The organism is Brevibacterium ammoniilyticum (assembly GCF_038429965.1).
GTDB classification, from domain to species: Bacteria; Actinomycetota; Actinomycetes; order Actinomycetales; family Brevibacteriaceae; genus Brevibacterium; species Brevibacterium ammoniilyticum.
The window spans coordinates 71,074-83,185 of sequence record NZ_BAABNP010000007.1 but is presented as its reverse complement, the minus strand read 5'-3'; the positions used below and the strand labels follow the sequence as shown (position 1 = coordinate 83,185).

Genomic DNA, 12,112 nt, shown 5'->3' with positions numbered 1-12,112 from the left:
AGCACCCATGACCGACCGCACCCCCACCGTCCTGTTCGTCTGCGTCCACAACGCCGGACGCTCCCAGATGGCCGCCGGCTACCTGCGCCACCTCGCCGGGGACCGCATCGAGGTCCGCTCGGCCGGATCGATGCCCGCCGAGGCGATCAATCCCATCGCGGTCGAGGCGATGGCCGAAGAGGGCATCGACATCACCGCCGAATCACCGAAGGTGCTCACCACCGATGCCGTGCAGGCCTCCGACGTCGTCATCACGATGGGCTGCGGCGACGCGTGCCCGATCTTCCCCGGCAAACGCTACGAGGACTGGGACCTCGACGACCCTGCCGGTCAGGGCATCGACGCCGTCCGTCCGATCCGCGACGACATCCGCCGACGCATCTCCGCCCTCGTCGACGACCTCATCGGCTGAGTCCGGCCCGACCACCCTTCCGGGCCGCCGGTTCCGCTCACCGGCGGGGCCGCTCGCCGAGGCTGATCGGCTGCGGCGCGGACGTGCAGCAGCCTGCCCCGGAGTTCACCTCGGCGGGCTCATCGAAGAGCCCCGCACCGCCGCAGACCCCGGTGTCCGGCAGCACCAGATCGACGCGGGCCGCAGCCTCTCTGTCCCCGGCGATCTCGGCGACGACGCTGCGCACCTGTTCGAACCCGGTGAGTGCGAGGAACGTCGGCGCTCGGCCGTACGACTTCGCTCCGACGATGAAGAAACCCGGCTCCGGATGGGCGAGATCGGCGGCCCCGGTCGCACGGACCGAACCGCACGAATGGATGTTCGGGTCCACCTCCTCGGCGACCCTGGCCGGAGCCTGGAGGCGCATGTCGAGGTCGAGGCGGATCTCCGTGAGGAATGAGAGATCGGGACGGAATCCCGTGAGCACGATGATCCTGTCGGCAGGCTCGAGACGACGCCCATCCTCGGCTCGGAGGCTGACGCGACCGTGCTCGACGACGACCTCCTCCGTGCGGAAGCCGGTGACGAGATCGACGAGGCCGTCCTCGACCGCCTTCTTCGCCCTCTGCCCCAGCGCCCCGCGCTCGGGCAGCTCATCGCCCGAGCCACCGCCGAAGGTGTTGCCCACCGACCCGCGGCGCAGCACCCACGTCACCCGGGTGTCCGGTGCGCGCTTCGCGACGCGGGCGAAGAGACCGATCGCCGTGGCCGCCGAATGCCCGTTGCCGACGATGACGACATGCCCGCCGGCGAACTCGGAGGCCTCAGCGGCTGTGGGAACACGGAAATCGACGAGACCGCCTGACACGGCAGCACGCTCACCGAGCGCAGGCAGCCCGTCCGCGCCTGCCGGATTCGGGGTCGTCCACGTCCCCGAGGCGTCGATGACGGCCTGCGCCTCGAACCGCGCCTCGGTGCCGTCGCCGCGACGAACATGGACGACGAACGGCTGCTCGGCGCGTCCGTCGTCGACGGCGAGGTCACGCCCTTTCCGCCCCACCCCCACAACCTCGGAGTCATAGGCGACCCGCCCTCCGAGCACCTCTGCGAGCGGGGCGAGGTAGCCCTCGATCCACTGCGCACCGGTCGGAAATCCCGATTCGGGCAGACTCCACCCGGTCGGTTCGAGGAGGCGGCGCGCGGCGGCGTCGGTGAGCTCGGACCACGGGGAGAAGAGCCGCACATGCCCCCATTCGGCAACGGCCGCCGCAGGTGAGTCGCCCGCCTCGAGGACGAGCGGTTCGAGACCGCGCTCGAGCAGATGCGCGGCAGCCGCCAGCCCCTGCGGTCCGGCACCGATGACGACGACGGGACTCATTCCGACCTCCATGCATTGACATTCGTCGATATCTCGAGCCTGACCGACGTATCGACATCTGTCAATGCGTGAGGAAGAATGGGACAATGGTCGCCGTTCACGATCCCACCGCCGCCCAGACCGCTCCGACGAAAGCCGCCGAGGCCTCCGGAGCGTGCTGCGCCCCGAGTGCCGAGATCGACGAGGCGCGGGCCGAACAGGTGGCGAAGGTCTTCAAGGCCCTCGGCGACCCGACCCGGGTGAGGCTGCTGGCCATGATCGCCGAGAGCCCGAGCGGAGAGATGTGCATGTGCGACCTCACCGGACCCGTCGGGCTCTCCCAGCCGACGGTGTCCCACCACATGAAGCTCCTCGTCGAGGCCGGTCTCGCGACCCGCGAGCAGCGAGGGCGCTGGGCGTACTTCCAGGCGGTCACCGACCCCCTCACCGAGGCGACGAAGGCACTGACCCGGTGACGGACGATCCGACCGTCGGCGATCTGAGCTTCCGGCCGCTCACCGAAGCCGACTGGCCTGCGGTCGAGGAGATCTATCGCGCGGGCATCGCCACCGGACATGCGACGTTCGAGGCCGAGCCGCCGCGCACCTGGGAGGCATTCGCAGCCGGCAAACATCCTGGTCTCATGCTCGCCGCCGTCGACGCTCGCGGGCAGCTGCTCGGGTGGGCGGCGGCCTCACCCGTGTCGACCCGGGAGGTCTACCGCGGAGTCGTCGAGCACTCGATCTACATCAGACCCGACGCCGCCGGGCAAGGGGTGGGCGCGCGCCTGCTCGCCGCGTTCGTCGCCCTCGCCGACCGTGCGGGAGTGTGGACCATTCAGGCCTCGGTGTTCCCGGAGAACACCGTCAGCCTGCGCCTGCACGAAGGAGCCGGCTTCCGTGCGATCGGCCGTCGCGAGCGCATCGCCCGCATGTCCTTTGGTCCGCTTGCCGGCCGCTGGCGGGACACCGTGCTCATCGAGAGACGCACGCCGACCTCTCCCGAGTGACGGCGAGAGTGCCGGCAACGGGGCATGAAATCATCGTGGCACATACGTGAACTTCGGCCACTTGTGTAGACAAGTGCGGATGCGGCCTGCTCAACTGGACTCATATGAGCGACGACACCCGCACCGCGCCCGCCCCGCACACCATGACCTCCGCCGCAGCCCAGACTGCCGAAACCCAGCCGGCTCCTGCCGAAACCCTGCCAGCGTCTGCCGACACCCAGCCGGCTCCCGCCGACCGACCGCTGCCCAGCACGCCATCGACGGCCGACGCCCTCGTCTGGCTCGGCGGCGACAGCTTCGAACGGCAGACCCTTACGGTACCGACGTTGGAAGCCGGCGAGAACCTCATCCGCCTGACCACGGCCACCGTGTGCGGGTCCGATCGCCACACCGTCGCCGGCCACCGGCCCGGCGCGTGTCCCTCGGTGCTCGGCCACGAGGGCGTCGGCCGCGTCGCCGCCACCGAGGGCGGTCTCACGGTCGGTGACCGCGTCGTCTTCGCCGTCACCTCGGTGTGCGGATCCTGCGCCAACTGCCGGCGCGGACTGAGCGCGAAATGCGCTCAGGTCGCCAAGGTCGGCCACGAATCGACGGCCTCGGGCTGGGCCCTGTCCGGCACGTACGCCTCCCACATCGTCCTCCCCCGCGGCGTCGCCGTCGCCGTCGTCCAGGAGTCGGTGCCCGACGCGGTGGCCGCGACCGCCGGCTGCGCGGTCGCCACCGTCATGGCCGTCCTCGACGCCGCCGGTGACCTCACCGGCCGGCGCGTGTTCGTCAACGGGCTCGGCATGCTCGGGCTCACCGCGGTCGCCGCCGCGAAGTCCCGGGGTGCCGCCGAGGTTCTCGCCTTCGATCCCGCCCCTGACCGGGGTCGTCTCGCCGAGGCGGCCGGAGCCGACACACTCGTCACCGCGGATCTCCCCACCGACGTCGATGTCGCCATCGAACTCTCCGGCGCCGAGGCGGGTGTGCGCGTCTGCCTCGACGCGCTCGGCATCGGAGGCACTGCGGTCCTCGCCGGCAGCGTCTCCCCCGGCCCGCAGGTGTCCGTCGACCCCGAGCACATCGTCCGCGGCTGGCGCACGATCACCGGCGTCCACAACTACGAACCGCATCACCTGCAGCAGGCCGTGGACCTCCTCGCCGGGGACGGCGCGGACATGCCGTGGGAGGACATCCTCGGCGGGCCCATCGGACTCGATGACCTGCCTCAGGAGTTCGCGCGCCCCACCCCGGGGCTGCGCACCGTCGTCGATCTGCGCTGAGTCACGCCCTCGCGGTGTCGAGGTCCTGCCGCAGCGCCCGGGCCGCGGCCCCGATGTCGCTCGCCGAGGTGATGAACCGGAACCCCTGCTCCTCCCGGAGTTTGGCTTCCGCACCGTCGGCGCAGTGGATGCCGGGCACGATGCCGGCGGCATCGGCGGCCGAGCGGATGCGCAGGAGCGCCTCGGCATGGGCGTCGTTGGGCCGGCCGGGCACCGCGCCGACGGCGAACGCGAGGTCGGCGGGGCCGACGTAGATGCCGTCGACGCCGGGCACCGTGCAGATCTCCTCGACGGAGGCGAGCGCCTCGGCGGTCTCGATCATGACGAAGAGCAGGGGACGCTCGGCCCGGGAGTCGCGGACGCTGCCGGTGAGGATGTCCGCGGTCGCACCCCATGACCGGTCGCCGCCGCGGCTCGGGTAGTCGAGTGCCCGGACGGCCGCCTCGGCGTCGGCGACCGAATCGATGAGGGGGACGATGACGGCCTCGATGCCGGCGTCGGCGAGCATCCCGATCTCCGTGAACCGGTTGGCGGCGACTCGGGCGGTGACGAGCGCCGGCCCGTGGGCACGGATCGCGTCGGAAAGACGGACGATGTCGGTGGGGCGGATGTAGCCGTGCTGCATGTCCAGGCACACGTAGTCGAAGCCGGTCGCCGCGCCGATCGTCGCGAGCTCCGCGCTCGTCGACATCATCCACAGTCCGTTGTAGATGGCTCCGTCGCCGAGCCGGGCGCGATGGGTCTCGAAGGCTGCAGTCATAGAGGAATCGAAGCACATGAGCAGCCCGCCGGTCGGCACCGTCCACGAATCCGGCGAGTCGCCGCAGGGTGAGTCCGTTGGGCACCGGGGAGGTGCGGACGGACCGGGTCCCGTTGCGCCGGCGGGCTCGCCGGGTCCTCCTGCGGCGGTGACCTCATCGGCTGCCGCTGAGCCGGGGGCAGCACCGGGTGCCGCGGAGCCGGCGACCTCATCAGGTCCTGCTGCGCCGGCGAGCTCACCGGGTACCGTTGCCGTGCGCGCCGAGGGCGAGGCGGGCGATGTCCCGCAGCACCGCGAGCTCCTCGCTGTCGACGAGCAGCGACCTCAGCTCCGTCGCGGCCTTCGTCACCGGACCCCGGTAGGCGCCTGCGACATTGTCCGGCTCCCTCGTCAGCGGGTAGGACACGCAGAGTGCGAAGACCGTGGCCCCGACCGTGAAGGCCACGCTCGCCGAGGCGGTCCCCTGCACGCGCGCCTGCTTCGTCGCGTAGAACTCCGCCGGGTTCCCCGGTCCGCACAGGGCCAGGGCCGCGGACCCGCCGTCGACGAGCGGGAGGATCGTGCCCACCCCGCGGGTCACCCGCAGTTCATGGTCGGCTTCGACGTTGCGCACGCACACGCGGTCCTCGCCGACGCGGATCCACAGCTGCACGGATTCGCTCGTGAGCGTGCGCAGGTGTTCGAGCACGGAGTTCGTCGTCGCGATGCTGCGCCGGCCGGGGAAGGGGCCCAGGCGCAGCACCCCCGAGGAGTCCCGGACGATGAACCGGTGGGCGCGCAGGTCGGCGAGGAGCCGGTAGGTCGTCGACTTCGAGTAGCCGAGTCGGCGGCACACCTCGGCGGCGGTCAGCGGCGAATCCTGGAGGGCGGTGAGGATCGCGGCACTGCGGTCGATGACCCCGACCTCCTGCTCCCGACGATCCATTCCGGCCTCGCCTGCGGGGCCGGCCGGGTCGCCTGCCTGGCCGGCGGCGGTCGCCTCGGCGGGGGTGGGATCCGCCTCGGCGGGGGCGGGGTCATCGGTCATCGCTGTCCTCTCTGTCATCCGACGCTGACATCCGCGAGCAGCTTGCGGCGGCGCACCCACCAGCGGAAGACGAACGGGCCGACGATGCCTGCGACCATGAGGATGATGATCGCCAGGGACACCGGGCGGGTGATGAGGGGGAGGAACGAGCCGCCGGAGATCTGGAGCATCCTGCGGAAGTTGTCCTCGAGCAGCGGGACGAGGACGAGGGCGAGGATCGACGGCGCCAGGGGGATTCCGCCCTTCTCCATGAGGTAGCCGATGACGCCGAAGACGCCGAGGAGCATGAGCCCGAAGAAGCTGAACTCGATCGCGTACGCGCCGATGACGACGAGGACGAGGATCGCGGAGAAGAGGATCTCCTTGGGCATCTTGAGCAGTTTGACGAACACCCCGACGAGGGGGAGGTTGAGGATGATGAGGGCGACGTTGCCGACGTACATGCTCGCGATGATCGTCCAGATCAGACCCGAATCGTCGCGGAAGATCAGGGGTCCCGGCTGGAGGCCGTACATCGTGAAGACGAAGAGCAGCAGCGCCGTCGTCGCCGACCCGGGGATGCCGAGGCTGAAGAGCGGGACCATCGCTCCGCCGACCCCGGCATTGTTCGCCGCCTCAGGACCGGCCACGCCTTCGATGGCGCCCTTGCCGAACTCGTCCTTCCGCTTCGAGATCCGCTTCTCCATGATGTAGGACATGAAGGACGCGAGCGACGGTCCGACGCCGGGGAGGACGCCGATGATGAACCCGAGCACCGAGCCCCTGGCCCACGGTCCGGCCGACCGCTGCCAGTCCTCCTTCGTCATCCACTTCTCCGAACCGAAGCTCTGGATCTCCTCCTTCGCCCCGCGGCCGAGCGCGAGGTTGCGGATCGCCTCGGGGATCGCGAAGAGCGCCATCGCGAAGATCGTGAAGTCGATGCCGTCGGAGAGCAGGCTGATGCCGAAGGTCTGCCGGGGCAGGCCCGTCTGGAAGTCGAGCCCGATGAGGCCGACGGCGAGGCCGATGAAGATCGAGATGAGGGCCTTGACCCGGGAGCCCGCCGACATCGTCGAGGCGAGCAGGAGGGCGGTGGCCATGAGGAGGAAGTACTCGGTGGCGCCGAAGACGTTCGCCAGTTGGACGAGCAGCGGGGAGAGGAACGTCAGTCCGATGATCGCGAGCGTCCCGGCGAGGAACGACCCGATCGCCGCGGTCGCCAGGGCCGCCTTCGCCCGACCGCGGCGCGCCATCTCGTAGCCTTCGATCGCGGTGACCGCGCTCGCGACCTCGCCGGGGGTCTTGATCAGGGTCGCGGTGATCGACCCGCCGTACATCGACCCGTAGTAGATGCCGCAGAGCAGGATAAGCCCGTGCACCGGTTCCATGCCGAAGGAGACGGGAATGAGGATCGCGATCGCCGAGATCGGCCCGATGCCCGGCAGCACCCCGACGACGGTGCCGAGGAGCACGCCGAGGAGGGCGAAGGCGAGACTGGCCGGCTGCAGCGCCGAGGCGAAGCCGTTTCCCAGGTCGACGAGAGTGTCCATGTCCGTGCCCTCCCCTACCCTAGGATTCCTACGGGCAGATAGACCGCGAGCCCGTAGACGAAAGCGAAGTAGAGGATCACGGAGAAGAGGACCGAGTAGATGAGGTTGCGGATCCACTTCTGCGGGGAGTAGATGCTCGTGAGCGCCATGAGGAACGCCGCGGTCGAGAGGAGGAAGCCGACCGGGATGACGATCGCCAGATAGGCGAAGAACAGCGCGAACTGGAGCACGACCCGGCGCCCGGGCGGCTCGGGTGGTGCCTCGATGATGACCGCGGAGGCCTCACCGCCCTCAGCGTCCGTGCGGCCGCCGGCCCCGCCGGGCTGGGTCCGTGCCTTCCACACGGACTGCCCGGCGAGGAAGAGGCCGAGGACGATCAGTGCCACCCCGACGATCGCGGGGAACGTCCGCGGGGTGACGATGTCGGTGGTCTCCCTGATCGAGAACGTCGCCACGAAATAGACTGCGCCGATGACGGCGATGACGATCCCGGTGACGAGGTCGCGCCTGGTCGCGGTCATTTGTCCGAGCCCAGTTCGGTCTCCTTGACGCCCTCCTCGACCGTGGTCGCCGCTTCCTGCACGTAGGACTTCGCGTCGTCCCCGGTGCGGAACTCCGGTGACCACTGGTTCTTCTTCACCGTGTCCTCCCAGGTGGGAGACGTGCTCATCTCCTCAAGCGTCTTCGCCCAGAAGTCGACGGCCGGCTGGGGCATGTCGGCTGGACCGTAGACGCCTCGCCAGTTGCCGAGCGTGACATCGTAGCCGGAGTCCTTCGCGGTCGGCACCGTGTCGAACGGTGCGGCCAGAGGCTTCTCGGCGAACGTGACGAGCGGGACGAGGTCACCGGCCTCGAGCGTCGAACGGAACTCGCTCAGCCCGGCGATCGCGACCTTCGCATCGCCGTTGAGCATCGCCGTCGTCTGCTCACCGCCCCCGTCGTAGTTGACGAAGTTGACGTCGGCGGGTTTGATGCCCGCGGCCTTCGCGAACAGCGCGAACGGCAGCGTGTCGTCGCCGGCCGCGGCCACGGTGACCTTCTGCGGGTCGTCCTTGAGCGCTGCCACGAGGTCCTCGAGGTTCGCGATGTCGCCGTTCTTCGGGGCCACGACCATGAAGTCCTCGACGTAGAGGGTGGCGATGAGGGTCGCGTCCTCGGGACCGAACTCGCACAGTCCGCGAGCCTTCATCGTCTGGCTCGCCAGCGAGGTGATCGCGATCTGGTCGTCCTTGCCCTTCTCCTGCTGCATCATCGACGTCAGCCACGAGCATCCCGTGCCGCCGGGCCGGTTCTGCACCGGCAGCGGAGTCGTGACGAGTTCGTCGCGCTGCAGGGCCTCGACGACCGCGCGTGCCGTCGTGTCCCAGCCGGACCCGGGTTCGGCCGGTGCCGTGACCGTCACCGGTCCCTTCGGGTAGTCCCCGCCCGCTCCCGGCGGCTGCGCCTTGCCCTGACATCCTGAGAGGACGAGGATGCCCGCGGCCAGTGCCGCACCCACGCTCGCCCATCGCGTCCGACGTCGCCCCGACTTCGCCGAGGTGGTCCGTCCTGTGCCTGTGATCGTCGTTGATCGCATTGCCGCTCCTTCACCGACTGCAGTGGCCTGCAGATTCCTGTCTTCTTCGTGTGCCGGTCCGCGTCCCACCGGTGCGGTCACCGGTCGGACGAGACGATGTCCGAGTTCGTCGCATCATTGCGACTGCGTCCTCTCCTCGCCGAGGTCGACCTCGCCTGCGTCCGGGGGTGTCCCCGAGTGTCCGTCCCGGTGGATGCCGTTGTGTTCGCCGGGCGCGGGGACGTCGCTGCGCAGTCCCAGCCGTCGTCCGTCGAAGGTCAGCGGCAGCAGCGGGATGTCGACGCTGTCCCCGCTGGGCAGTCCCGTGGCCGCCAGTGCCCCCGAGGCGGTGAGGTGGGGGTCGGTGGTGAGGTCGGCGGGAGTGTTGACCGGGGCGACGGGCAGGCCGCGGCGTGTGCACTTGTCCTCGATCTCGGTCAGGCTGAGCTGGGAGAGCGCGGCCTGCAGTTCCTGGTGGATGCGGTCGCGCTGATCGACGCGTCCTTGGTTGTGCTCGAGCGCCGGATCCTCGGCGAGGTGGGTGAGCCCGAACTCGTCGCAGAGGTCGCGCCACTGACCGTCGCTGACGGCGGCGACGAAGACCTGGTTGTCGTCCGCGTCGCGGAAGATGTCGTAGACGGCCCAGGTGGCCCTGCGGGTGGGCATGGGCCGCAGCGGCTCGTCGCTGAGCTGGGCTTGGGCCATGTGGGTGCCGACGAGGAACGCGTTGTTCTCGAACAGGGCCGAGTTGACGAGCTGGCCGCGGCCGGTCTGCTCGCGCACCCGCAGGGCTGAGAGGATGCCGATGACCCCGAACATGCCGCCCATGATGTCGTTGACGCTCGCCCCGGCCCGCAGCGGCTGTCCCGGTGGGCCGGTCATGAAGGCGAGTCCGCCGAGCATCTGCACGACTTCGTCAAGCGCGGTCCGCTCCCCGTAGGGTCCGGGGAGGAAGCCCTTGAGGGAGGCGTAGATGAGCCGGGGGTTGCGGGCGGCGAGTTGCTCGTAGCCGTAGCCCATCGACTCCATCTTCCCGACCCGGAAGTTCTCGAGGAGGACGTCGGCGGAGTCGATGAGGGTGAGGGCGACCTCCCGGTCGGCCGCCTCGGCGATGTCGAGCTGCACGCTCTGCTTGTTGCGGTTGAAGGCGGGGAAGAGGCCGGACCCGGAGCCGGGGAGGTACCGGGTCTTGTCGCCTGCCCCGCGGGGTTCGACCTTGATGACCTCGGCGCCGAGGTCGGCGAGGATCATCCCGCAGCTGGGGCCCATGACCATGTGGGAGAACTCGACGACCCGGATGCCCGCCAACGGCAGGGGCGCGGCAGCTGGGGTGGGGGCGTCCGCCTCGGCGGCGGTGTGGGAGTTCCCATCGGTCATGGTCAGCGTCCCGGTCAGCCGCGGTAGGAGGCGGGGGTGGCGGGGATCTGGGACAGGCTCGAGGTGAGGTCGTGGCCGACGGCGGCGGTCAGGGGGTCGCGGACGCGGGCGAGCGCGTCGACGTCGACCCCTGTGGCCACGCCTTCGCGGTGGAGGAGGTGGACGAGGTCGTCGGTGCCGATGTTGCCGGCCGCGCCGGGGGCGAACGGGCAGCCGCCGAGTCCGCCCATCGCGGCATCGAAGTGGGCGATGCCGAGGTCGAGGGCGGCGATGACGTTGGCCATGCCGAAGTTGTAGGTGTCGTGGAGGTGGAGGCCGATCGGTGTGCCGGGGAAGGCCTCCATGACCGCCGAGGTGTTCGTGCGCACGAGGGAGGGGTTGGCGTTGCCGATGGTGTCGGCGACCCCGATGGAGTGGGCGCCGGCGTCAACGAAGGGCCGGATGACCTCGACGAGGCGGTCGGCCTCGGTGATCCCGTCGAAGGGGCAGATGAAGCTCACGGCGGTCGTGATGTCCCAGCGAAGGCCGTTGTCGATGGCGAATTCGGCGGCAGCGAGGAGGCGTTCGGTGGCCTGGGCGATCGGGGCGTCGGAGTTCGCCTGCGAATGCCCTTCGGAGGCGGAGACGACGAGTTTGATGTTCTTCGCCCCGGCGTCGACGGCGCGTTGGGCGCCCTTGAGGTTGAAGACGAGGGTGAAGAAGTCGACGCCTTGGTCCTCGTAAGGCTGGAGACGCTGGAGCACGTCCCCGGTGTCGGCCATCTGCGGGACCTTCTTGGGGTTGACGAAGGACCCGACTTCGATCTGGGTGAGTCCGGCGGCGATGAGGCGCTGCGCGAGTTCGACCTTGGTGTCGGTGGGCACGATGGTCGACTCGATCTGCAGCCCGTCGCGCAGGGTCGTGTCGAGGATGTGAACCGATGCTGGCCGAACCATGGGACTCCCTCTGCGATGGCTCCCGCTCAGCGGGAACCCAGTTGCGGCATGCTCCGTCGCATGCTGTTCTCAGGAATAGCATAGGGCGGTGGATTCCGGGAACACATGCGGGTCGCTATGTGAGAGCCACCCCGAAACTCGCGGTCGAGCGTCCCGTCAATCGGGACACTCGCCTTTTCCTCACCCAAAGGTCACCCGACGTCCCTGATTCGACCCGGCGCCACGTGACATCAGGGACGTCGGGTGAAGTTAGCGTGCGGGCGGGGCAACCCGAGTACTGGGAACTGAGTCAGCACCGGGAACTGAGTCAGCACCAAAGAATGAGTCAGCGCCGCGGGCGGTAGTGGAGTACGGCGGCGCCGGAGCGAAGTTCGCGGCGGTCGGTGGGTTCGAGGTCGACGACCTCGGCGAGGCCGTTGAACACGTAGGGTCCGTAGCCGGCAATGCGCGGGTGGACGACGAACTCGTATTCGTCGATGAGGTCGAGTTCCGCCAGCGCCCGCGGCAGGGTCACTCCTCCGACGAAGAGTCCCGTGACCGAGTCGCCCTTGATCCTCTCGATCTCTGATCTGAGGTCGCTGCCGAGAAGTTCGGCGTTCCAGTCGACCTCGGTGAGCGTGCTCGAGACGACGTACTTCGTGGCCTGGTCGATCACCTCGGCGAAGGCGTCGATGTCGGACCGTGCGCCCGAATCCTCCGCGGCACCAGTATCGGGCTGGCGCCATGCGGACTCCATGAGCTCATAGGTCTTGCGACCGAAGAGGAGTCCGTCGGCGCGCTGCAGGTTCTCGGCGTGATGGTCGTGCAGCTCTTCGTCGGGCTCGATGGCCAGGTGGTCGCAGCACCCGTCGATGGTGATGTTGATCGAATACCGCAGCTCTGCCATGGGCTCACAGTACTGCTGGTC

The 12,112-nt window shown here is 69.5% G+C and carries 13 protein-coding genes; 4 read left to right on the top strand and 9 right to left on the bottom strand.

The features are described 5' to 3' along the window. The first annotated feature begins 7 nt into the window (after positions 1–7). A complete protein-coding gene (locus AAHA49_RS09855; RefSeq protein ID WP_342038129.1) occupies positions 8–412 on the top strand; it encodes an arsenate reductase ArsC in 405 nt (134 codons plus the stop codon). A 37-nt stretch (positions 413–449) separates the two neighbouring features. Here the strand turns inward: AAHA49_RS09855 and AAHA49_RS09850 are convergent, their stop codons facing one another. Then, positions 450–1,769: an FAD-dependent oxidoreductase gene (locus AAHA49_RS09850; protein ID WP_425286511.1), complete on the bottom strand. Its 1,320-nt coding sequence runs from the start codon at positions 1,767–1,769 to the stop codon at positions 450–452. Positions 1,770–1,855: 86 nt separating this feature from the next. Between AAHA49_RS09850 and AAHA49_RS09845 the strand changes: the two genes are divergently transcribed. The 3 genes from AAHA49_RS09845 (at position 1,856) to AAHA49_RS09835 (ending at position 4,022) form a co-directional block, all read left to right on the top strand. After that, positions 1,856–2,224: an ArsR/SmtB family transcription factor gene (locus tag AAHA49_RS09845; RefSeq protein ID WP_342038127.1), complete on the top strand. Its 369-nt coding sequence runs from the start codon at positions 1,856–1,858 to the stop codon at positions 2,222–2,224. Then, the gene (locus AAHA49_RS09840; RefSeq protein WP_342038126.1) at positions 2,221–2,757 is read left to right on the top strand and encodes a GNAT family N-acetyltransferase; all 537 of its coding nucleotides are present in this window, start codon (positions 2,221–2,223) and stop codon (positions 2,755–2,757) included. Before AAHA49_RS09845 ends, AAHA49_RS09840 begins: the two co-directional genes overlap by 4 nt. Positions 2,758–2,861: 104 nt before the next feature. Further along, entirely contained in the window at positions 2,862–4,022 is a 1,161-nt protein-coding gene (locus AAHA49_RS09835) for a zinc-binding dehydrogenase (protein WP_342038125.1), read from the top strand. Between the two features lies 1 nt (position 4,023). Here the strand turns inward: AAHA49_RS09835 and AAHA49_RS09830 are convergent, their stop codons facing one another. The 8 genes from AAHA49_RS09830 to AAHA49_RS09795 form a co-directional block, all read right to left on the bottom strand. Next, positions 4,024–4,782: an HpcH/HpaI aldolase family protein gene (locus tag AAHA49_RS09830; protein ID WP_342038124.1), complete on the bottom strand. Its 759-nt coding sequence runs from the start codon at positions 4,780–4,782 to the stop codon at positions 4,024–4,026. 235 nt (positions 4,783–5,017) lie between these two features. Continuing rightward, entirely contained in the window at positions 5,018–5,809 is a 792-nt protein-coding gene (locus tag AAHA49_RS09825; RefSeq protein WP_342038123.1) for a helix-turn-helix domain-containing protein, read from the bottom strand. 14 nt (positions 5,810–5,823) lie between these two features. Beyond that, complete coding sequence (locus AAHA49_RS09820; RefSeq protein ID WP_342038122.1) at positions 5,824–7,338, bottom strand: tripartite tricarboxylate transporter permease; 1,515 nt, start codon at positions 7,336–7,338, stop codon at positions 5,824–5,826. A gap of 14 nt (positions 7,339–7,352) precedes the next feature. Further along, positions 7,353–7,859 (bottom strand): tripartite tricarboxylate transporter TctB family protein, encoded by a 507-nt coding sequence (locus AAHA49_RS09815; protein ID WP_190246598.1) that lies wholly within the window; start codon positions 7,857–7,859, stop codon positions 7,353–7,355. Next, a complete protein-coding gene (locus AAHA49_RS09810) occupies positions 7,856–8,914 on the bottom strand; it encodes a tripartite tricarboxylate transporter substrate binding protein (protein WP_342038121.1) in 1,059 nt (352 codons plus the stop codon). Before AAHA49_RS09810 ends, AAHA49_RS09815 begins: the two co-directional genes overlap by 4 nt. Before the next feature lie 114 nt (positions 8,915–9,028). Next, on the bottom strand, positions 9,029–10,270 hold the full coding sequence (locus tag AAHA49_RS09805) for a CaiB/BaiF CoA transferase family protein (protein WP_342038120.1): 1,242 nt from the start codon (positions 10,268–10,270) through the stop codon (positions 9,029–9,031). Between the two features lie 14 nt (positions 10,271–10,284). Continuing rightward, complete coding sequence (locus AAHA49_RS09800) at positions 10,285–11,205, bottom strand: hydroxymethylglutaryl-CoA lyase (RefSeq protein ID WP_342038119.1); 921 nt, start codon at positions 11,203–11,205, stop codon at positions 10,285–10,287. 325 nt (positions 11,206–11,530) lie between these two features. After that, on the bottom strand, positions 11,531–12,091 hold the full coding sequence (locus tag AAHA49_RS09795) for a dihydrofolate reductase family protein (protein WP_342038118.1): 561 nt from the start codon (positions 12,089–12,091) through the stop codon (positions 11,531–11,533). Between the last annotated feature and the right edge of the window lie 21 nt (positions 12,092–12,112).